Origin of the sequence: Archangium lipolyticum (assembly GCF_024623785.1) — a bacterium.
GTDB classification, from domain to species: domain Bacteria; phylum Myxococcota; class Myxococcia; order Myxococcales; family Myxococcaceae; genus Archangium; species Archangium lipolyticum.
This window is the reverse complement of record NZ_JANKBZ010000006.1, coordinates 107,489-127,901: the sequence shown is the minus strand read 5'-3', so window position 1 is coordinate 127,901 and position 20,413 is coordinate 107,489. Positions and strand designations below refer to the sequence as shown.

Below are 20,413 nucleotides of genomic sequence, written 5' to 3'. Positions count from 1 at the left end.
ACCCGGCTCCATGCGAGCATGGCCGCCCTCCTCCCGAGCATGATCGCCCCGCGTCCGGCATGAACCCATCGACCTCGAACGCTCGACTGCGTCCGTTCCGGCCGGTGCCGTTCGGCCGCTACACGCTGCTGTCCCAGCTGGCCACGGGCGGCATGGGGGAGATCTTCCTGGCGCGGCTGGAGGGCCTGCAAGGCTTCGAGAAGCTGTGCGTCATCAAGAAGATATTGCCGCAGCTGGCGGCGGACCCGGAGTTCGTCGAGCGCTTCGTGGGCGAGGCTCGCACGCTGGTGAAGCTGACGCACGGCTCCATCGCGCAGGTGCTGGACATGGGGCTGCACGAGGGCGAGGCGTACATGGCCCTCGAGTACGTGGACGGCAAGGACCTGCGCAAGGTGGCGGCGCGGGCGCGCGACAGGCAGAAGCCGCTGCCGCTCACCTTCATCCTGTTCGTGATGGGCCGGGTGCTGGACGCGCTCGCGTACGCGCACCGCAAGAAGGGAGATGACGAGGGGGAGCTGAACCTCGTGCACCGGGACATCTCGCCGCAGAACATCCTCATCTCCTACGAGGGGGAGGTGAAGGTCATCGACTTCGGCCTGGCCAAGAGCCGGCTGAGCGCGGCGAAGACGAACCCGAGCATCATCCTCGGCAAGTTCCTCTACATGTCGCCGGAGCAGGCGCGGCACCAGCCGGTGGACAGGCGCAGCGACCTGTACGCGGTGGGCCTGTGTCTGTACGAGCTGATCTCCGGAAGGAACCCCTTCGACCTGCTGCCTCCCGGCGAGCTGATGTCCGCGGTGGTGCAGCCTTCCATCCGGCCCCTGGGCGAGGTGATGCCGTCCGTGCCGCCCGCGCTGGCGCAGCTGGTGATGAAGGCGCTGGCGGTGGAGCCCGCGCAGCGCTTCCAGACGGCGGAGGAGCTGCGCGGCAGGTTGAACGCCTGCATGCTGGAGTTGGATCCGGGCGCGGGCCCCGAGAGCGTCAGCCGGTACATGCACGAGCTCTTCGCTCCGGAGTACCAGGGGGAGCGCAAGCTGCTCGCGAGCCTCAAGGAGGCGGGGCGCCCGCCCGAGCCGGAGCCGGTGGTGATCGACATGCCGGAGGGTGCTCCCCCGAGGCCCGCCGCCACGCTGCCGCCGAAGACGATCCGGCTGGATGGTTCCGTGGAGCCGCTGTCCTTCCGGCCCACGCCGCGCACCCGTGATGGAGGTCCGGCGCGCGACGAGGGCGAGACGCGGCCGGCCGTCGTGGTGGAGGAGCCCACCCGCCCCGCCGTCGCCGTGGAGGCCATCGAGGAGTCCGCGCGCGGCCGCTCGTCGTCGCCGTCACCCGGGGGCTCGCCCACGGTGGATGTGTCCGGCCTCACGGCTTCCGCCACGCCCAGGGCCTCCACGCCGGTGCCGCTCGGTGCGTCGCGTTCGATCACCCCGACGCGCGAGGTGCCGGTGTCCGCCGCCATGCTGCGGGCCTCCATTCCGCCCGGAGCGACGGCTCCCACCGCGCGTGCCATGCCCGCCGCTCCTCCGCCGCCCGCCCCGGTGCCCATCGAGGACACCCCAGCCTGGTCGCCGCAGCTCGGCCGGGAGGAGGCGCAGGAGACCCTCGAGCCGTCGCTGGAGCCGCACGAGGAGCTGTCCGCGTGGGACGCCCAGGCCGAGCAGGAGGTCGAGACCCGGGAGCAGGAGCTCCCATTGGAGTACGAGGGCGAGGAGGTACTGCCCGCCGAGGAGAGCCCGCCCGAGGTGGACGTGCGCCTGGAGGACACGCAGCCGCGCATCCAGCTGCCGCTCCCATCGCACGATGACACGCAGCCGCGCATCTCCCTGCCGGATGTCTTCCATGAGGACACGCAGCCGCGCGTGGTGCTCGATCAATCGCTCTTCCAGGAATCGGAGGAGGACGAGGTGTCCCAGGGTGGCAGGCCACGGCCCGGTGCTCGTGGAGCCCGCCGCCGCACGACCTCGACGGGCCTCCCCGCCGTCCCCCAGCGCCCGCAGTCCTCTCCGAGGATGGCGCCCGTTCCCTCCCGGAACAGGACGGACGAAGACGAGGAGAACACCGAGGAAGCGGCGCGGCTGCCTTCGCAGGAAATCACGAAGCGCACGGCCATGCCCCAGCGGCCCAGGCGCTCGCGGGTGTGGCTCGTCTTGGGACTCCTGCTGCTGTTGGGGGGCTGCGTGGCGGCCGTCCTCTTCTTCATGCAGCGCCAGCAGGAGCAGGTGAAGCCTCAGGCTCCTCGCCCGTTGTCGCTGCCGGGCAACAAGACGGGCTCGGTTCCGCCCCGCGAACCCGCCGCTCCTGCCCCCCTCGTGGAGGAGCCTTCCTCCCTGGCGGACTCCGCGCGGGAGGACTCGAAGGAGTCGGGCTCCGCTGGGGGGCCGGACAGCGCCGCCCCGCTCGAGGCCCTGGCCGCTGACGCGGGAACCTCCGGCACGGAAGACGCGGGCACGCCCGCCGCCGCTCCGGCGGGGACGCTCGCCGTGGCTCCCGACACGGAGCCGGACACGGGCTCCCTCGCGGGCACGCCGGCTCCGGAGCTGCCCATGCCCGCTCCGCTCTCGTCCGGCTCCGACGAGGCGCCGGCGGCCGCTCCCGGCAAGCGTCCGTCGCAGCGTGGCAAGCGCACCAACACCATCTCCTCGCGTGCCCCCCAGTCGATGCTGCAGAAGGAGTGGGCACGCACGCGCACCGCCTACAAGGCGCTCACGAAGATCCATGCCTGCGAGAGCCTCGAGTTCCTGTGCAGCCGCTACGAGAACCTGGAGGCCGAGGTGGTGGGCCTGGGAGACGTCGAGGACGCCGAGGTGCTCGGTAAGGTGAAGGCGCTGTACCGGGACATCCAGAAGAAGAAGAGCGGCTCGTAGTCCGAGGCCTTCCCGACACGTGGTGGATACGCTCCTCGACATCCAGGGACTGAGCGCCGGCTATGGGCCCTCACCCGTGCTGCGGGGCGTGGACTGCTCCGTACGGGCCGGAGAGCTCTGGGCGGTGCTCGGACCCAATGGCACGGGCAAGAGCACGCTGCTGCGAAGCGTGCTCGGCGCGATGCCCTGGACGCGCGGAGTCATCCGGCTGCTGGGGCGCGAGAGGCAGGAGTGGGAGGCGCGGGCGCTGGCCCGGCAGGTGGCGTGGGTGCCGCAGACCGTCGAGTCGGCCGAGGGCTTCAACGGACTGGAGCTGGTGCTGATGGGGCGCAGCCCGCACCTGGGCCTGTGGGGTCTCACCTCGGCGAGCGACGAGGCCCTGGCGCTGGAGGTGATGGAGGATCTCGGAGTGGCCTACCTGGCGGAGCGCTCCTGCGAGGCCATGTCCGGAGGCGAGCGCCGGATGCTGCTGATGGCGCGCGGACTGGTGCAGCAACCGAGGCTGTTGCTGCTGGACGAGCCCACGGCCTTCCTGGACGTGGCCCACCAGGTGGGGGCGCTGGAGCGCGTGCGCGAGCGGGTGGACGCGGGCCTGGGCGCGGTGGCGGTGCTCCACGACGTCAACCTCGCGGCGGCCTTCGCCACGCACGTGCTGCTGCTGCGCGATGGGGAGGTGCTGGCCCAGGGCCCCGCGCCGGACGTGCTCCAACGCGAGCGGCTCGAGGCCCTCTATGGTGTGCCCATGGAGATGGCGAGCGCGCCCTCGGGAGCGCGCCTGTTCGCCCCGCGCGCGCGCCCGCCCGCCGAGCGCCGCTAGCGCTCCCCCTGCTTCTCCTGGTTCTTCAACTGGTCCATGGCCATCTTCCGGGCCGAGTCCGTGCCCGAGCCCACGCCCAGGGGCGATTCCCTGCGCTCGCGGGGCACCGGTTGGGGCTGGCTGAGCATGTAGGGCCCCTCGTCTTCCCGAGCCGCGTTGTCCGGGTGGGGCTGCCATCGATCGGGCGTGGAGAGCCCCGCGCCGCCAGTGCCTGCCTGGGGACTCTCGGCGGCCGAGCCAGGGGGCGATTTGTACTTCTCCTGGATGGGCGTGTAGGGCGGGCCCATCTCCTTGGCGCCCTCCTCCTGATTCTGGACGCAACCCGTGGCGAGCGCTCCTCCCAGGCCCAGAACGACCGTCCATCCCAACCAGCGCTTCATCGTCTCTCTCCTGGCGGAAATCCGTTGGCTTCCTCTCATGGAAGGTAGGGATGGAGAGGGGAGCGGCCACGCCGGGAGGGATCGCCCGCCCGGCAGGCGGCCCTGGCCGGAGGGGGCGCCGCGCCGGGTCCGTGAATGTCCGCCGGATGAACTCTCCCGCATTGAACGGGGGTCCATGCCGCTCGGCCGTGAGAGGCTTTCCGCTTCAACCTCGTGTGTTCGTGAGCGGATGGATTCCTCCTCTCAGGTGGGTGGGCCGTTGCGCCGCCAGTTGAAGCGGCTGGACCGGTGGGTGCTGAGGCTGCTGGCGGTCACCAACCGCATCCGGCTGCCGGGGCCCTCGGTGCTGCCGGTGGCGGGCGCGGTGGTGGGCCTCTACAGCGGTCTGGCCGCGGGCCTCTTCGCCAACCTCATCGCGCTCGTCAGCGGGGTGGCCCTGGGCTTCCCCCGGCTGATGGACATGCTGTTGCCGGAGTCCGACTCGCGGGGGGCGCTGGCCCGGGCCTTCGCCGGGGCTCGCTGGCACTTCGAGTACCTCATCGTCGGCGTTCCCCTGGGCCTGGGCGCGCTGGTGCTCGCGCGCATCATCCTGCCCGGTGGACCGCGCGACCAGGTGAAGCGCCGGTTGGAGGTGCTGGGGCTGCTGGTGCTGGGGGCCCTGTCGCTCTACTACCCGCTGGTGGCGCTGGCGGCGGTGAACTCCGTGCTGGGCCACATGGAGGACCCGGGGCGGAGCCTCCGGCAGCTCTCGCCCTGGTTGATGCCGCTGCTGCCCATGGTGGGCGGCGCGCTGGTGGGCCGGGTGTTGCAGAACCGGCCCGAGACGCATGGCCATGGCGTGCCCGAGGTGGTGAAGGCGGTGGAGCGCGAGGGCTGGCTGTCCGGGCGGGACGGGGTGCTGAAGCTGGTGGCGAGCGCCATCACCATCGGCACGGGCGGCTCGGCTGGACGCGAGGGCCCCATCGTCTTCGGAGGTGCGGCCTTCGGCTCGCAGGTGGGGCTCACCCTGGGCTTCTCGCGGCGCGAGCTGGCCATCCTCCTGGCGAGCGGCGCGGGAGCGGGCATCGCCGCTTCGTTCAACGCCCCCATCGCCGGGGCCATCTTCGCGATGGAGATCATCCTGCGCGAGTTCCAGCTGCGCGTCTTCTCGCCCATCATCCTCGCGAGCGTCACCGCCACGATGGTGGGCCGGGGCGTCATGGGCAACGGCGCGATGATTCAACGCGTGGCCTACTCCATGGTGAGCGGCTGGGAGATCGTCTTCTACGCGGTGCTGGGGCTGGTGACGGGGTTGCTGGCGTACGCCTTCATCCGGTCGATGCACGACATCGAGGAGCTCTTCCACGGGAAGAAGGCGGGGCGGCTGAGCGCCTTCCTGGGACGGCAGCCGTTGCCGCTGCGAGCGGCGATGGGAGGGCTGCTGGTGGGGTGCCTGGCGTTGGTGCACCCGGTGGTGTGGGGCACGGGGCACGAATACATCAACGAGGCGGCGGTGCGGGAGCTGTCCTTGTCGCTGCTGGCCTCGGGCTGCGTCCTGAAGCTGGTGGGCACGGCGCTCACGCTGGGCTCGGGAGGCTCGGGAGGCACGTTCTTCCCCATGACGGTGATGGGGGCACTGGCGGGAGGCGCCTTCGGGGAGGTGCTGCACGCGGCCATGCCCGGCATCACCGCGCCGAGTGGCGCCTACGCGATGGTGGGAATGGGCGGGGCGGTGGCGGCGCTCACGCGAGGGCCGCTCACGGGGCTGATGATGGTGTACGAGCTGAGCGGCAACTACGCCATCATCCTGCCCCTGATGGTGACGTGCACCATCGCCTCGGCGCTGTGCCACACGCTGGTGGAGCGCAAGGCGGGAGTGGATCTGCACACGCTGCTGCGCACGCCGGTGCGGGCGATGGTGGTGTGGATGGAGCCGGTGGGGCCGGAAGTGCCGGTCTCGGAGCTGCGCGAGCGGCTGCTCACCGCGCCGGTGGCGGCGCTGCCGGTGCGGGGAGCGGAGGGGCAGCTGCTCGGGGTGGTGACGGCGAGCACGCTGGGTGAGCGCTGGCGGCAGGCGGAGGGCGGGGCCACGGTGGCCGCGCTGGTGGACGTGGCGAGTCCGGTGTCTCCGGACACGAAGGTGGGGGACGCGTTGGCGGCCATGGACACCCAGACCGTGGACGCGTTGCCGGTGCAGGGCGAGGGGCAAGTGGGCGTGGTGACACGCGAGGGGCTTGAGCGCTTCATGCGAGGGGAGCGGCACAAGCCGAGGGCCGAGCCTCCCTTCACTCCGACGGAGATTCCGCGTTGACGGGTTCTACGACAGAGGTCCGTCGACCCTGTTCCTGTTGACCTATAGTCCTTGTCTTTCCCAGGGGGGTGCATGGACTGGCGACTGACCGTCTGCTTGACGCCGCTGTTGGCTGTCTGCGCGGGATGCCCACACGCATGGGGGAGGGGAGGCACCATCGATCGGGCCACGGCGCAGGACATCGACGAGATGCTGCACGAGGAGGATTGCCCCTGGATGTATCCACCTGGAGGGCTCGCTGTTCAGATCCTGAATCCTGGGAGTCGCTCGAGTGCCCGCGGGAATGCCGGGTCACCTACCCATGAAGTGGCGTATGCCGCTCGCCCTCCTTCTCGGGCTCCTCCTCGTGGCGCCATTGGCCGGGTTGCTCCACTCGTTGTTCAACCGAGGGCCACGGCAGGCTTCAGACCCAGGGGTAATCCCGATGCTTTCTCCCGAGGAACGTCAGGGGCTGTTGACCTATGGCCGCTCATGTCAGCGGAGCGATGAGTGTGAGTCTCCGCTCGGCTGCCTCTTCAATACGCGATTCATGGCGAGCTACTGCACGGACAGCAGGTGCGTGACGGACCAGGACTGCTCGGAGGGGTTCGCCTGCCGCGTCATGCCTCTACGGGATGGCGTTTCCCGGGTCCGCATCTGTGCGCTCGTGGGAGTCAGGAAGGAGGGGGAGCCCTGCCTGGCTTCGTCCGACACACGTGAGTATGGGTGTGGGCCGGGGCTCTCCTGTCAGGGGCGGTGTGGACGCCCCTGCCGGTTGGAGGAGCCCGAGAGCTGCCCCACGGGTTTCTTCTGCAACGACAGCCTCTACGGTCCCTCGTGTCTGCCCACGTGCGAAGGCCGGTCTTGTCCAGAAGGACTTCAGTGCATCCGCGCCAACAAGCTTGTTTCGGTGTGCGCCGCGATTCACGGCCAGAACTGTCAGCAGCGGCCTTGCCCCGAGGGACAGAAGTGTCTGGTGAGCGAGCCCCCAAACCGTCCAGGCGAAGCCTGGATGGAGTGCGTCACGTTCTGCGGCTCGGGCGGGCGCTCGTGTCCCGAGGGGTTCGTCTGTCACCGAGCCATGTGCCGGAAGCCGTGTGACCCGAACGTCTCCGGTGCCTGTGAGCCCCACCAGAAATGCCGCCGCGATTCGGACGAGCAGCCCTGGACGTGCGAACCGGACTCTTGAGGAGGACGAGGCCCGCCTCGAACATTCTCCCGGTCAGGTGGCGGGCGCGCGGGCCCCGGCGGGGCTGACGTCGAGCGCCATCACCAGCAGCAGCACCACGCACGGAGTGACCATGGCGGGCGCGCCGATGCGCAGGAAGAGGGCCGAGCCGAGGATGCTGCCGCTCAGGAACGCGAGGACCAGCCCCAGGTGGAGCCGGGTGCGCTCGAACTGCTCGGCGGAGGGCAGCTCACGCACCTTGTGCCAGAGGCCGAGCAGACCTCGCTCGCGCACGCCATCGCGCACCCAGACGACCATCCGCACCAGCTGGATGCCGATGTCGGTGAGCACTCCGGTGAGATGGGTGGTGCGCACCACGGCGCCCGAGACGCGGGTGACGAGCGCGTTCTGCAGGCCCATGGCGAAGGCCAGCCCCCACATGAGCGTGGGCTCGTTCGTCCCGGGGTGCTCGTGCGCCCAGAGGCCGATGGCGCCCAGGGTCACCATCTCCACGAAGAGGGCCGGCGTGTGGCGGCCGCGCCGCCGATGGCGCGAGGCATCCAGCAGCGCCGCGGCGGTGATGGCGCCCACCACGAAGGCGAGCACCAGCTTGCCGGCCACGAGCGCGCCTCTCCACCGGCCCGTCGCCACCGCCTCGCCCACCGCGGAGACGTGCCCCGTCATGTGGGTGAGGTGCTGGCCGAAGGCGAAGAAGCTGGTGGCGTTGACCGCTCCCGCCGCTCCGGCCAGCAGAAGGGCGAGTGTGGAATACGCCAGACGGTTACGCGACGAGGTCGCGGCGCTGAACATGGCTACGGCATCCCAGAAGAGACGGCGGATGTCTTTCTACCACGCCCTGGCGCTTCACCGACAGCTAGCCTGGTGGCCACTCCAGCGGACGTCCACCGAGCACGTGCAGGTGGATGTGGAACACCGTCTGCCCCGCGTCACGGTGCGTGTTCATCACCAGCCGGTAGCCGTTGTCGGCGATTCCCCGCTGGCGGGCCAGCTTCGCCGCGGTGAGGTACAGGTGGCCCACCAGTGCGCGGTGGTCCACGGTGAGGTCGTTCACCGTGGGAATGTGCTCGAGGGGAATCACGAGCAGGTGCGTGGGGGCCTGCGGATTGATGTCCTCGATGGCCATGCACTGCTCGTCCCTGTGCACCGCCCTGGCGGGCACCTGGCCGTCGCGAATCTTGCAGAAGATGCAATCAGACATAGACGGTCCGGATTAGCAGCGTGGCGCGGCGGAGGGAATGGCCCTCGCGTACGAGCGTCCGGCTCACGGAAGGCGCGAGCTCCAGGCCGGGTCCGGAGCACAGCGCGTGTTCGGCAGCCGCACGAGGACGAACGGGCCCTCGGAGGCCACCACCTCGCCCGCGCCCGCCCCTCCCTGCAGGGTGAGGATGTGGCTGTAGAGGCCGGACGCGTGTCCCGGGCCGTTGTGAGCGTAGAGGGGCACGTCGCGGTGGAAGTAGCTGTAGCCACCCGTCCAGGCCAGGTGCACCGCCTCCACCTTCAAGCCGCACACGTCCGGGAGCCGCCCGGCGGTGATGAGCAGCCGGTTGAGGGGACCGAAGTCGTCCCAGGCGCTCGCCCGGGGCTTCAGGTCCTCGTACTGCCCCAGGTCACCGAAGGTGAGCCGCCCCACGCGCAGGCCGGAGAAGCCCGCCACCGCCACCACCGCCAGGGGCAGGGCCAGCCGCGCGGGCGAGGGCGGCAGGTGGCGCAGCACCACGTCCAGCCCCACGCCGGCGAGCGCGGCGAACACCGGCAGCACGGGCACCAGGAAACGTAGCTCCTTGTGCGGCTGAAGCGCGTGGAGCACGAAGAAGGCGGCGGCCACGCCCAGCAGGCCCGGGGCCCTCCTCGCCGCGAGCAGCGAGAGCCCCCCTCCCACCACCGTGACGGCGCCCATGGAGCGCAGCAGGACGCGGCCGTAGTACTCGAAGGGCGCGGTGCCCCAGAGGGCGGCCTTGCCCTGGAGGAGGTTGAAGTCCAGGTAGACGATGGCCGAGTGGAACCAGCGGCCCCAGGTGAGCCGGTCCAGCAACCCGAAGAGGAAGGCCCACCCGGCGAGCACGGCCAGCGCATCCCGCGCTCCCCGCCAGTCGCGCCGGGCCGCCAGCACCCCGACGAGGCCCACGCAGAAGACGCCATTCTGCAGGCGCAGCAGCACGGCCAGCCCCAGCAGCGAGGCCCCGGCCACCCCCGCGCGCCGCGAGGCCCCCGGCGTGAGCGCCAGGGCCAGTCCCAGCACCACGGGCAGCGCCGAGGCGTTCTCGCTCATGGCCCGGGGGGCGAAGTAGAGGGGCACCGCGGTGAGCGCGAAGAGACTGGCCCCCGCCGCCGCCGCCAGCGCCGACGCCCCGTACGCCCGCGCCAGCCGCCAGCTCCCCCAGGCCGTGGCCGCGCCGGCCAGGGCGAAGACGCCCCGCGTCAAACCCAGGTACCCACGCGGCTCCTCCCACCCCACCCATGTGGCCAGCTCGAACAGGGCCGCCACCAGTCCGGGCAGGGCCCAGTTGCGCGCCCCCTCGATGAACTCCCACGCCTGCAGGCCGTAGCCAAAGACGAGCCGATGCGCGGGCTCCAGGCTCTGGTAGACCTCGTCCGGCCAGTAGATGCCGTCCTCCGAGAGGCCCAACCACACCCGCAGTGCGGCTCCCACCCCGAGCGCCAGCACGAGGACGGCTCGAGCAAGGGGCCGCTCGGCGGATTCTCCGGGGGTGGGAGTGGGAGCGGACATGAGGGTTCACCACGCAAAAAGTCCGGCGGGTGATATTCCACCCCTGCCGATGAACTCAATCCGGGTGTCACAGCTCCTCGAAGACCGCGAGTACGACCTCCGGCTGACCCTGGTGGCGGGGGAGCGAGGGGTGCAGCGCCGCATTACCTCCTCGCGCATCCAGAAGCCAGGGCTGGCCCTCACGGGCTTCACCGAGCACCTCCATCCGCACCGGGTCCAGGTGTTCGGCAACACCGAGGTCTCCTACCTGGGCACCCTCCCCGCGGAGCGCCAGCGCGAGGTGCTCGACTCGCTCTTCCAGGAGGAGCTGGCCTGCGTGGTGGTGACCAAGGACCTGGCTCCGCCGCCCGCGCTGCTGGAGGCCTGTGAGCGGACGGGGCTCACGCTGATGCGCACCCCGCTGCTCTCCAGCACCTTCATCCAGCAGGTGCAGGCCTTCCTCGAGGAGGCGCTCACGGAGTCCAGCAGCCTCCACGGCGTGTTGATGGACGTGTTCGGCGTGGGCGTCCTGCTGCTGGGCAAGAGCGGCATCGGCAAGAGTGAGATTGCCCTGGACCTGGTGATGCGCGGCCACCGGCTGGTGGCGGACGACATCGTGGACGTGACGCGGCGCCGGCCCGGCGTGGTGTATGGCACGGGCAACCCCGTCATCCGTCACCACATGGAGATCCGCGGCCTGGGCATCATCAACATCAAGGACCTGTTCGGCGTGGCCTCGGTGCGCGAGCGGAAGAAGATCGAGCTCGTGATCGAGCTGCACGAGTGGGACCCGCAGCAGGAGTACGACCGGCTGGGCGTGGAGGACAAGTTCATGAGCATCGTGGGCGTGGACATCCCGCTCTCGGTGGTCCCCGTGCGCCCGGGCCGCAACATGACCACCATCATCGAGGTGGCCGCGCGCAACCAGCTGCTCAAGCAGCAGGGCCACCACTCGGCGAGGGAGTTCGCCGAGAGACTCAACCGTGCCATCGCCGAAGGGGCGATGCGCCGCTCCATGGGTGAGGAAGTCGAGTGAGCACCGCTCCGGCCAAGCACATCGTCGTCATCACGGGCATGTCCGGTTCGGGCAAGTCCACCGCCATCCGTGCCCTGGAAGACGTCAACTTCTTCTGCATCGACAACCTGCCGGTGCTGCTGCTGCCCAAGCTGACCGAGCTGGCCGGTGGCGGCCAGTTCGAGCACCTGGCGCTGGTGGTGGACGCGCGCGAGGGCATCTTCCTGCAGGAGGCCCCCCGGGTGCTCGACGAGGTGCGCCGGGCGGGGCACCACGTGGAGGTGCTCTTCCTGAACGCCAGCGACGAGAGCCTCATCCGCCGCTTCAGCGAGACACGCCGCCGCCACCCGCTGGCCCCCACGGGCAGCGTGGCCGAGGGCATCCGCGCCGAGCGCGAGGCGCTCAAGGACCTGAGGGAGATGGCCGACCAGGTCATCGACTCGTCGGCGCTGAACGTGCACGACCTCAAGCGCATGGTGCAGGCGCGCTTCAACCCGGAGCCGGCCAGCGGGCCCTCCCTGTCGGTGATGAGCTTCGGCTTCCGCCACGGCGTGCCGCCGCAGGCGGACCTGGTCCTCGACGTGCGCTTCCTCCCCAACCCCTACTTCGTCCCGGAGCTCAAGGGGCTGACGGGGAAGGACCCGCGCGTGGCCGCGTACGTGCTGGATCGCGAGGAGACACAGCAGTTCGTGGAGAAGGTGGTGGACCTCTGCCAGTTCCTCTTCCCGCGCTACCAGAAGGAGGGCAAGGCGTACCTCACGGTGGCGCTGGGGTGCACGGGCGGTAAGCACCGCTCGGTGGCCATCGCCGAGGAGCTGCGCAAGCGTCTGTCCGGGGATCACCCGCGCGTGCAGCTCTGGGATCGCGACATCGAGAAGGAGTAGGCGCGGTTCCCAGGCCGCCCGCCCCACGCACGGGCCGTGGGGCCCCGGGTTGGATGCTGTCGGCTGGGCTGGGATTGGCGGTGTGGCGTGTTTCTTCGCCCCGCAATGCGCCTCCTTCTCGCGCCCGCCCTCTTCGCTTCCCTGCTCGCCGTGGGGCCCCCCTCCCAGGCCCAGGAGCCCGCTCCGGCCGGAGAGCGGCGCATCGATGCCCTCCAGGTGGAGAAGGGCCCATTGCTGGATGGCGTGCTCGACGACGAGGTCTGGAGGCACGCCGCCTTCACCAGCGGCTTCCTCCAGAAGGAGCCCCACCAGGGCAGGCCCGCCTCGCTGCGCACGGAGGTGGCCTTCGTCTACGACGCGGATGCCCTCTACGTGGGCGCGCGCATGTCCAGCGACAGGCCCGAGGACATCGAGACGGTGATGACCCGGCGCGACGACAGCGGCTCCGCCGAGCGCCTCATCATCTCACTCGACACGTACCGGGACCGGCGCACCGCCTACAGCTTCGCCGTCACGGCCGCGGGCGTGCGCGTGGACTGGTACCACCCGGAGGACGACGAGTACCAACGCGATGCCTCCTACAGCCCCATCTGGCAGGCCCGCACACGGCGGACCTCCGATGGCTGGGTGGCCGAGCTGCGCATCCCCTTCTCGCAGCTGCGCTTCAACGGCAAGGGGGAGCAGGTGTGGGGCGTCAACATCAACCGCTACATCCCCCGCCGCAACGAGGATGACTTCTGGGTGGTGGTGCCGCGCGACGTCACCGGCTGGTCCTCCCACTTTGGCGAGCTCCACGGCATCCGCGGCGTGGCCTCCTCGCACCGCGTCGAGCTGGTGCCCTACGTGTCGAGCGACCTGCAACTGGACTCGGGCGGCAACCCCCGGGCGGGCACGCCCTTCGAGCACCAGCGCCCCTACGCGGGCCGCGTGGGCCTGGACGCCAAGGTGGGCCTGGGGCCCAACCTCACCCTGGACGCCACGGTGAACCCGGACTTCGGGCAGCTCGACGCGGACCCGGCCCAGGTGAACCTCACCGCCTTCGAGTCCGTCTTCGACGAGCGCCGCCCCTTCTTCACCGAGGGCAGCCAGCTCTTCAACAGTGGCAACGGACCCAACTACTTCTACTCGCGCCGGGTGGGGGGCGCGCCGCGGCTCTCCGCGGAAGCCGACTTCGTCCGCTCCCCCCAGGCCAGCACCCTCTGGGGCGCGGCGAAGCTCACGGGGCGGTTGTCCTCGGGCCTGTCGCTGGGCGCGCTGGGCGCCTTCACCGGCGACGCGTTCGCGGACACCTATGACTTCTCCACCCGCGAGCAGGGCCGGGTGAAGCTGGACTCGCGCACCGGCTTCGGCGTGTTGCGCGCACAGCAGGAGCTGGGACCTGGAGGCTCGGTGGTGGGCGCCACCTTCACCTCGCTGCTGCGGGACATCGGCGCGGGCGAGGGGCTCACGCTCCAGCTGGCCCGCGAGGCGTATACCGGAGGCGCGGACTTCCGGCTGCGGCTGCTCGACGGCGAGTACGTCCTCTCCGGCTACGCGGGCGGCAGCGTGGTGCGCGGAGACCCGGCCGCCATCACCCGCATCCAGGAGTCCAGCGCCCACTTCTTCCAGCGGCCGGACCAGAAGCACGTGCGGGTGGACCCGAGGGCCACCTCGATGACCGGCTACACGGTGGGGGCCCGGCTGGAGCGGGTGAGTGGCGAGCACTGGCTGTGGAACGCCAGCGTGGGCGCGGACTCCCCCGGCTTCGAGCTCAACGACGTGGGCCAGCTCGACAACGCGGACAACCTCGACGTCAACCTGGGACTGCGCTACCGCGAGACGAACCCGGGCCGCCTGCTGCGCAACTGGGAGCTGGGCCTGGCCGCCTCGAGCAACTGGAACTACGGGCTCTCGCGCCAGGCCAGCAGCCTGGAGCTGACGGGCTCCGCCACCTTCCCCAACTTCTGGTCGGGCAACCTCCGGGTGACGTACCTGCCGCGCGCCCTCTCCGACACGCTCACCCGGGGCGGGCCGCTGATGCAGACGGGGCAGGGCGTGGACACGTCCTTCTCCCTCGACAACAGCTTCTCCGAGACCACGCGCTGGAACGTGAACGGTGGGGCCTGGGCCTTCGAAACGGGCAGCCGTGGCGGCTACGTGGGCGCCTCGCTCACCCTTCAGCCCCACCGGCGCCTGCGCCTGGGCATCGAGCCCACCGCGTCGCTCTACACCGACGGCGTGCAGTACGTGGACACGCTGGAGGGCGGCCGAGCGGAGACGTTCGGCAACCGCTACGTCTTCGGCGCCGTGCAACGCCGGGAAGTAGCGCTGCGGCTGCGCGCCAACCTCTTCCTCTCCCCGGACCTGAGCATCGAGGCCTACGCCGAGCCCTTTGCCTCCAGCGGCTCCTTCGGCGGCTTCGGCGAGCTGGAACGGGCGGGGGGCCGCACCCCGCGCCGCTACGACTCCTTCACGCGCCTGCCCGACGGTGGCCTCCAGCTGGTGGATGGCGGCACCTCCTTCCGCCTGGATGACCCGGACTTCAACCTGCGCTCCTTCCGCAGCAACGTGGTGCTGCGCTGGGAGTGGCGCCCGGGCAGCACGCTCTTCCTGGTATGGCAGCAGAACCGGTACACGGACTCGTTCCGGGGCAACGCCCTGGCGCCGCGCTTCCTGGGGGACGCGCTGGCCGCGCCCGGTGGCCACACCTTCGCCCTCAAGCTGAGCTGGTGGTTCCCCGCTGGCTGAGCCCTCGCTCGCCCACCGACATGGGGGCCACACCCGCGTCCTGCACCTCCGTCCTCACACCCCTGCCCATGGCGCTCCTTCTGGTCGAGAGGACGATGCGCGGGGAAGGAGGGTCCTTCCCGCCTGCCCGTACTGCTTCCTCGTCTGGCAGCCGACAGCCCTTCGTTTCCTGGGCGGTGAAATTGCGGGCGGTGGAGCGGGACCTGTCTTACGTTCTTCCTGCAAGGGGAGGTGGGATGGGGTAGGGAGCAGGCTTGGGTGCCAGCGGAAACTTTCGGTGGGGGTTGCGCATCGCACCATTCAGGCGTAGTCAGGCAGCCCGGGGGGGCTGGTGAGAGGTGATCATGGTCGGCCTCGTAGTGGCATCGCACGGACGTCTGGCGGACGAGCTGGTGGCGACCGCTGAGCAGATCGTGGGCAAGCTGCCCGCGGTGGCGACCTGCAACATCGAGCCTGGGACCTCGGTGGAGGATCTCCGGGTGAAGATGAGGCAGGCGGTCAGCGGCGTGGACCAGGGCGATGGCGTCATCGTCATGGCCGACCTCTTCGGCGGCACTCCCTGCAAGGAGTCGCTGATGATGTGTTCGGAGCGCTGCCAGTCGGGTAAGCTGGAAGTGCTCGCGGGCGTCAATCTTCCCATGCTCCTGAAGGCCAACTCCCTGCGTTCCGAGGAGCTGCCGTTGCCGGAGATGGCCACGCAGTTGGCTTCCTATGGTCAGCGCAACATCACCTGTGCGTCGGCCCTGTTGCGAGAGGCCCAGCAGCGTCAGCAGGACGTGCCGCGAACTTGACGGCCCCCCAAGGGTGGGCGATTCGAGTCTGCCGTGATCACCCTGGTCCGCGTCGACAACCGCCTCATCCATGGTCAGGTCGTCGAGGCCTGGCTCCCCCACCTGAAGGTCTCGCGCGTCGTCGTCGCTGACGACGAGGCGGCCTCGAGCCCGCTGGTGCGTGCCGCCATGGCCCTGGCGGTGCAGAGCGCCATCGAGGTGCAGATTCTTCCCCTGGCGCAGGTGGACTTCGCGGGCATCTCGAAGGATGCGGTGAAGACGCTGGTGCTGCTGCGGGACGTGGCGGCGGTCCCCTTCGCCCAGGCGCACGGGCTGAAGGTGGATCAGCTCAACCTGGGCAACGTGCACTTCGGGACGGGCCGGCGGCAGGTGTCCCCGTCCGTCTTCCTGGCCGAGTCGGAGCTGCAGGCGTTGCAGCGGCTGGCGGGCGAGGGGGTACGGGTGGAGGCGAGGGCGGTGCCGGTGGAGAAGCCGGTGGAGCTGCCGGAGCTGCAAGAGCGCTGGGGAAAGGCCGGGTGAGTTCGTGAGCGTGGGCTGGACCCAGGTGGCGCTCGCTGGCGTCTGGGGCGGCCTCGTCGCGGTGGAGCGCAAGGCCTTCCTCCAGGCCATGTTCTCCCGTCCCCTGGTGTCGGCCACCGTCATGGGGCTGCTGCTCAACGACGTGCCCTCGGGCCTCTTCGTGGGCATGCTGCTGGAGCTCTTCCACCTGGGGACGGCGAACCTGGGCGCCTCGTTGCCGGACAACGACACGCTGTCGGCCACCGGCACCTCGGCGGCGGCGGCCACCATGGCGGCGGCCACTGGCGCGGGCTCCACCCCGGCCCTCTGGTCGCTCGCGGTGCTCCTCTTCGTGGGACTGGGGCGCGTGGGGCAGCGGGTGGACCGGGGCCTGGAGCGCTACTCGGCGCGGCTGGCCCGCAAGGCCATGGCCTCGGCCGAAGCCGGCCAGCTCACCCGGGCCATGCAGCAGAACCTCTGGGGCATGTGGCCCCACTTCGTCCTCTTCGGGGCGATGACGGCCTCGTGCGCGCTGGCGGGCTTCTTCATCGGGCCGCTGCTGGAGCGGATGCCCCTGCCCCTGCTGCGCGGCCTGGCGTGGGCCTACCCGGCCATGGCCTCGGTGGCTGCCTCTCTCGCCGCGAAGGGCAGCCATGCCCGGCGCGCCCCCGTGTACGCCGGCGTGGGTGCCGCCGTCGTCACCGGGGTGGTCGTCCTCCTCACCACCCTGCGGGGATGTTCATGAGCGTGGCCAGCCCGCCGCTCAGCCGGGGAGTGCTGCTGCGCGTCTTCCTGCGCTCGCTCTTCCTGCAGGCCTCGTGGAACCCGCAGGGCATGCAGAACCTGGGGCTGGCCTACGCCCTCTACCCGGCCCTGGAGCGGCTCTATCCGGAGAAGCAGGACCTGGAGACGGCGGTGCGCCGCCACCTGGTCTTCTTCAACACCCACCCCTACGTGGCGGCGGCCATCGTGGGAGGCGTCCTCTACCACGAGCAGCGGATTGCCCGGGGCGAGGAGCCGCCGGACAAGGTGGTGGCCTTCAAGGCGGCGCTCATGGGCCCGCTGGCGGCGCTGGGGGACGGCTTCTTCTGGCTGTCGCTCAAGCCGGCGACGGGGGCGGTGTGCGCGGCGCTGGTGCCGGTGCTGGCGGCGTGGGCGGCGGTGCTCTTCCTCTTCCTCTACAACCTCGTCCACCTGACGCTCCGCGCCCGGCTGTACTTGCTGGGACTGTCGCTGGGGGACAGGCTGGTGGAGGCGGTGGCGCGGGCCAACCTCCCCACCCGGGGCGCCCGGCTGCGGGCGGTGGCGGCGGCGTGTGCTGGCGGGCTGGCCGCCTGGCTGGCGGTCACCTTCGGCGCCAACGCGGGGGGCCGGTTCGCGCCCCTGTTGTCCGCGGGCTGCCTGGCCCTGGGGGTACTGTCCTACTTTCTGGTGTCGCGTCGGGTTCCCAACTACGTGGTGCTCTACCTCGCCGCGGGCCTTGCCTGTGCGGCCGGAGCCTTCCTTTAGAAGAGGGAGAATAGGGACTGGCAATGTCGAGTGTGGCCGAAGGGACATTTGAAATCATCAACGCGCTCGGGCTGCATGCCCGGGCGGCGGCGCAGTTGGTGCAAGTGGCCAACCGTTACAAGAGTGAGGTGACGCTCTTGTGCGAGGGCCAGAAGGCCAATGCCAAGTCCATCATGGGCGTGCTGATGCTGGCGGCCGCACAGGGCATGCACGTGACGGTGACGTGCAAGGGCGAGGACGCCGAGGCGTGCCTGCAGGACATCCAGAAGCTCATCGCCAACAGGTTCGGCGAGTCGAAGTGACCAACCCCGCGCGGCGAGTCGCCGCAGACGAAGAAGGAACCGTGAGCAGCCAGGCCACCCCCACGTTGAGTCTGAAGGGCATCGGCGCCTCCCCGGGCGTGGCGGTGGGCCACGCCTACATCCTGGATCGCAAGCGGGTGCGCACGCCCAAGCTTCGGCTGGCCGAGGCCGAGGTCGACCCCGAGCGCATGCGGATGAAGACGGCGCTGGAGCTGTCCGACCGCCAGCTGTCCGAGCTCAAGGAGCAGATCTCCAAGACGGAAGGCCCCGAGCACGCGCTCATCCTCGAGGCGCACCGGTTGATGCTCCACGATCCGATGTTCGTGGACGAGGTGAACCGGCTCATCGTGGAGGACCGCATCAACGCGGAGTGGGCGGTGAGGAGGGTGGCGCGCAAGCTCAAGCACCTCTTCGACAACATCCCGGACGAGTACTTCCGGGAGCGGCGCTCGGACGTGGAGTACGTGGCGGACCGGGTGGTGCGCAACCTGCTGGGGCAGGTGGTGGACGAGGAGGTGACGCTGCCGGACCACGCGGTGGTGGTGGCGCACGACCTGTCGCCGGCGGACGCGGCGCTGATGGCGCGCAGCGGGCGGGTGGCGGGCTTCGTCACGGACCTGGGCGGGCAGACGAGCCACACGGCCATCGTGGCGCGCGCCCGCTCGACGCCGGCGGTGGTGGGAGCTGGCCGGGCCAGCGAGCAGATCTCCCCGGGCGACCTGGTGGCGATGGACGGGGCCAGGGGCATCATCCTGGTGAACCCCACGGAGGACCAGCTCGCGCTCTTCCACGAGACGATGCGCCGGCACCAGGAGAGCGAGGCGCGGGCGTTGTCGGAGAAGGATCTGCCGGCGCAGAGCACGGACGGCTTCCGCATGCGGCTGGTGGGAAACATCGAGTTCCCGGAGGAAATCCAATCGCTGCTGGACCACGGCGCGGAGGGCATTGGCCTGTACCGCACCGAGTTCATGTTCCTGGACCGCAAGAGCCCGCCGACGGAGGAGGAGCACTACCGGGCGTACCGGCAGGTGCTGGAGATGATGGGAGGCAGGCCGGTCACCATCCGCACGTTGGACCTGGGCGGAGACAAGGTGCCGGGGAAGGGCAAGCACGAGAAGGAGCCCAACCCGGCGATGGGCTTGCGAGCCATCCGCTACTGCCTGGCCAACCGGGAGTTGTTCCGGGTGCAGCTCAGGGCGCTGCTGCGGGCGAGCGTGCACGGGAACATGCGGATGATGTTCCCGCTCATCTGCGGGATGAGCGAGCTGCGCGAGGCGCGGAGCGAGCTGGAGGCCTGCCGCACGGAGCTGGGGCGCGCGGGGGTGCCGCTCGGCAAACGCTTCCCGGTGGGCATCATGGTGGAGACGCCGAGCGCGGCGCTCATCGCGGACCGGCTGGCGCAGGAGGCGGACTTCTTCTCGGTGGGGACGAACGACCTCATCCAATACTCGCTGGCGATCGACCGGCAGAACCGGGACGTGGCGTACCTGTACAAGCCGTTGCACCTGTCGGTGCTGCGCTCGCTCAAGAGCATCGTGACGGCGGCGAAGGACGCGGGAATCCCGGTGGCGATGTGCGGGGAGATGGCGGGAGACCCGGTGTACGCGCTGGTGCTGTTGGCACTGGGCTTCGACGAGCTGTCGATGACGGCGGGACAGATTCCGACGGTGAAGAGCTTCATCCGGCAGACGAGCCGGGTGGAGGCGCAGCAGATGCTCGAGACGGCGATGGATCTGACGACGGCGGAAGAAATCGAGCGCTTCATCCGGACGGAGATGGACAAGCGTTTCGCCTCGCTGGACTGACGAGCCCTGTCTACCCATCCACCCAACAACCCCTCTCCCTCTGGGAGAGGGACGGGGTGAGGGTATTGCTCCTCCCGGGTTGCCCCCGAGTCACACCCGATGTGAGCCCTGGCGGCCCAGGTGCCGGGCCCTGGCGAGCCCTACTCTCCCTCCTTCTGATTCCCTCCCTGGGCGGAAGTGTCGCTGTCGGCGGTGAGCCGGTACCGCTTGCGGACGTGGAGGATGGCGCGCTCGAAGAAGCGGAGACCGACCAGGGTGAAGAGGGCGAGCCCGGTGGTGGCCGCGGCGACGAGAGGGAACCCGAGCCCGACGGCGAGCCCGACGGAGGCGGTGAGCCACAGGTTGGCGGCGGTGGTGAGACCCTTCACGGTGGCGCCGTGGCGGAGGATGGTGCCACCACCGAGGAAGCCGATGCCGACGACGACCTGGCTGGCGATGCGGGTGATGTCGGCCCGGACCTCCTGGGGCGTGTCCACGTCGAGCGGTGGCGCGGCGAAGAGGCTGCACAGGGTGAAGAGGCAGGAGCCGAGGCTGACGAGGATGTGCGTGCGCAGCCCGGCCCCCTGCCCGCGCAGCTCGCGCTCGAGGCCGAGCGCGAACGCGAGACCGAAGGCGATGCAGAGCCGGAGGACGGCGGTGCCCTGGTCCACCATGAG

At 70.4% G+C, this 20,413-nt stretch carries 17 protein-coding genes; 12 read left to right on the top strand and 5 right to left on the bottom strand.

Annotated elements, in window-relative coordinates; translation table 11 throughout:
* Positions 1-59: 59 nt before the first annotated feature.
* On the top strand, positions 60-2,864 hold the full coding sequence (locus tag NR810_RS15540; protein WP_257453388.1) for a serine/threonine protein kinase: 2,805 nt from the start codon (positions 60-62) through the stop codon (positions 2,862-2,864).
* A gap of 22 nt (positions 2,865-2,886) precedes the next feature.
* Complete coding sequence (locus NR810_RS15535; RefSeq protein WP_326522505.1) at positions 2,887-3,681, top strand: ABC transporter ATP-binding protein; 795 nt, start codon at positions 2,887-2,889, stop codon at positions 3,679-3,681.
* Here NR810_RS15535 and NR810_RS15530 read toward each other — a convergent pair.
* A complete protein-coding gene (locus NR810_RS15530) occupies positions 3,678-4,061 on the bottom strand; it encodes a hypothetical protein (RefSeq protein WP_257453385.1) in 384 nt (127 codons plus the stop codon). The two genes, NR810_RS15535 and NR810_RS15530, sit on opposite strands and share 4 nt — an antisense overlap.
* Positions 4,062-4,290: 229 nt before the next feature.
* On the opposite strand from NR810_RS15530, the gene NR810_RS15525 reads away from it, so the two are divergent.
* Entirely contained in the window at positions 4,291-6,351 is a 2,061-nt protein-coding gene (locus tag NR810_RS15525) for a chloride channel protein (RefSeq protein WP_257453384.1), read from the top strand.
* A gap of 1,201 nt (positions 6,352-7,552) precedes the next feature.
* Here NR810_RS15525 and NR810_RS15520 read toward each other — a convergent pair.
* The 3 genes from NR810_RS15520 to NR810_RS15510 all read right to left on the bottom strand — a co-directional run bounded on the left by NR810_RS15520 (position 7,553) and on the right by NR810_RS15510 (position 10,247).
* Positions 7,553-8,308 carry a YoaK family protein gene (locus NR810_RS15520; protein ID WP_257453383.1) on the bottom strand — a complete coding sequence of 252 codons (756 nt, stop codon included), beginning with the start codon at positions 8,306-8,308 and terminating at the stop codon, positions 7,553-7,555.
* Positions 8,309-8,372: 64 nt separating this feature from the next.
* Entirely contained in the window at positions 8,373-8,717 is a 345-nt protein-coding gene (locus NR810_RS15515) for a histidine triad nucleotide-binding protein (RefSeq protein WP_257453382.1), read from the bottom strand.
* 63 nt (positions 8,718-8,780) lie between these two features.
* Positions 8,781-10,247 (bottom strand): glycosyltransferase family protein, encoded by a 1,467-nt coding sequence (locus tag NR810_RS15510; RefSeq protein ID WP_257453381.1) that lies wholly within the window; start codon positions 10,245-10,247, stop codon positions 8,781-8,783.
* 49 nt (positions 10,248-10,296) lie between these two features.
* On the opposite strand from NR810_RS15510, the gene hprK reads away from it, so the two are divergent.
* The 9 genes from hprK to ptsP all read left to right on the top strand — a co-directional run bounded on the left by hprK (position 10,297) and on the right by ptsP (position 19,757).
* On the top strand, positions 10,297-11,262 hold the full coding sequence (hprK, locus tag NR810_RS15505) for an HPr(Ser) kinase/phosphatase (RefSeq protein WP_257453380.1): 966 nt from the start codon (positions 10,297-10,299) through the stop codon (positions 11,260-11,262).
* Complete coding sequence (rapZ, locus tag NR810_RS15500; RefSeq protein WP_204225023.1) at positions 11,259-12,125, top strand: RNase adapter RapZ; 867 nt, start codon at positions 11,259-11,261, stop codon at positions 12,123-12,125. The genes hprK and rapZ overlap by 4 nt, the downstream gene beginning before the upstream one ends.
* Before the next feature lie 105 nt (positions 12,126-12,230).
* Complete coding sequence (locus NR810_RS15495) at positions 12,231-14,852, top strand: carbohydrate binding family 9 domain-containing protein (protein WP_257453375.1); 2,622 nt, start codon at positions 12,231-12,233, stop codon at positions 14,850-14,852.
* Positions 14,853-15,196: 344 nt separating this feature from the next.
* Entirely contained in the window at positions 15,197-15,643 is a 447-nt protein-coding gene (locus tag NR810_RS15490) for a PTS sugar transporter subunit IIA (protein WP_257453374.1), read from the top strand.
* A 33-nt stretch (positions 15,644-15,676) separates the two neighbouring features.
* Positions 15,677-16,162 carry a PTS sugar transporter subunit IIB gene (locus NR810_RS15485; protein WP_257453373.1) on the top strand — a complete coding sequence of 162 codons (486 nt, stop codon included), beginning with the start codon at positions 15,677-15,679 and terminating at the stop codon, positions 16,160-16,162.
* A gap of 4 nt (positions 16,163-16,166) precedes the next feature.
* Entirely contained in the window at positions 16,167-16,886 is a 720-nt protein-coding gene (locus NR810_RS15480) for a PTS sugar transporter subunit IIC (RefSeq protein WP_257453372.1), read from the top strand.
* Positions 16,883-17,650 (top strand): PTS system mannose/fructose/sorbose family transporter subunit IID, encoded by a 768-nt coding sequence (locus NR810_RS15475; protein ID WP_257453371.1) that lies wholly within the window; start codon positions 16,883-16,885, stop codon positions 17,648-17,650. Before NR810_RS15480 ends, NR810_RS15475 begins: the two co-directional genes overlap by 4 nt.
* A 23-nt stretch (positions 17,651-17,673) precedes the next feature.
* Positions 17,674-17,952, top strand: coding sequence for an HPr family phosphocarrier protein (locus NR810_RS15470; protein WP_204225028.1), 279 nt, complete (start codon positions 17,674-17,676; stop codon positions 17,950-17,952).
* A gap of 41 nt (positions 17,953-17,993) precedes the next feature.
* Positions 17,994-19,757: a phosphoenolpyruvate--protein phosphotransferase gene (gene ptsP / locus NR810_RS15465; protein WP_257453369.1), complete on the top strand. Its 1,764-nt coding sequence runs from the start codon at positions 17,994-17,996 to the stop codon at positions 19,755-19,757.
* Between the two features lie 140 nt (positions 19,758-19,897).
* Here ptsP and NR810_RS15460 read toward each other — a convergent pair whose 3' ends face one another.
* Entirely contained in the window at positions 19,898-20,410 is a 513-nt protein-coding gene (locus NR810_RS15460) for an MgtC/SapB family protein (RefSeq protein WP_257453367.1), read from the bottom strand.
* Between the last annotated feature and the right edge of the window lie 3 nt (positions 20,411-20,413).

Excerpts from the sequence above, each read along its gene's own strand:
- NR810_RS15540 (WP_257453388.1), top strand. The coding sequence starts at position 60 with ATGAACCCATCGACCTCGAACGCTCGACTGCGTCCGTTCCGGCCGGTG.
- NR810_RS15530 (WP_257453385.1), bottom strand. The coding sequence starts at position 4,061 with ATGAAGCGCTGGTTGGGATGGACGGTCGTTCTGGGCCTGGGAGGAGCG.
- NR810_RS15525 (WP_257453384.1), top strand. The coding sequence starts at position 4,291 with ATGGATTCCTCCTCTCAGGTGGGTGGGCCGTTGCGCCGCCAGTTGAAG.
- NR810_RS15520 (WP_257453383.1), bottom strand. The coding sequence starts at position 8,308 with ATGTTCAGCGCCGCGACCTCGTCGCGTAACCGTCTGGCGTATTCCACA.
- NR810_RS15515 (WP_257453382.1), bottom strand. The coding sequence starts at position 8,717 with ATGTCTGATTGCATCTTCTGCAAGATTCGCGACGGCCAGGTGCCCGCC.
- NR810_RS15510 (WP_257453381.1), bottom strand. The coding sequence starts at position 10,247 with ATGTCCGCTCCCACTCCCACCCCCGGAGAATCCGCCGAGCGGCCCCTT.
- hprK (WP_257453380.1), top strand. The coding sequence starts at position 10,297 with ATGAACTCAATCCGGGTGTCACAGCTCCTCGAAGACCGCGAGTACGAC.
- NR810_RS15495 (WP_257453375.1), top strand. The coding sequence starts at position 12,231 with ATGCGCCTCCTTCTCGCGCCCGCCCTCTTCGCTTCCCTGCTCGCCGTG.
- NR810_RS15490 (WP_257453374.1), top strand. The coding sequence starts at position 15,197 with ATGGTCGGCCTCGTAGTGGCATCGCACGGACGTCTGGCGGACGAGCTG.
- NR810_RS15475 (WP_257453371.1), top strand. The coding sequence starts at position 16,883 with ATGAGCGTGGCCAGCCCGCCGCTCAGCCGGGGAGTGCTGCTGCGCGTC.
- NR810_RS15470 (WP_204225028.1), top strand. The coding sequence starts at position 17,674 with ATGTCGAGTGTGGCCGAAGGGACATTTGAAATCATCAACGCGCTCGGG.
- NR810_RS15460 (WP_257453367.1), bottom strand. The coding sequence starts at position 20,410 with ATGGTGGACCAGGGCACCGCCGTCCTCCGGCTCTGCATCGCCTTCGGT.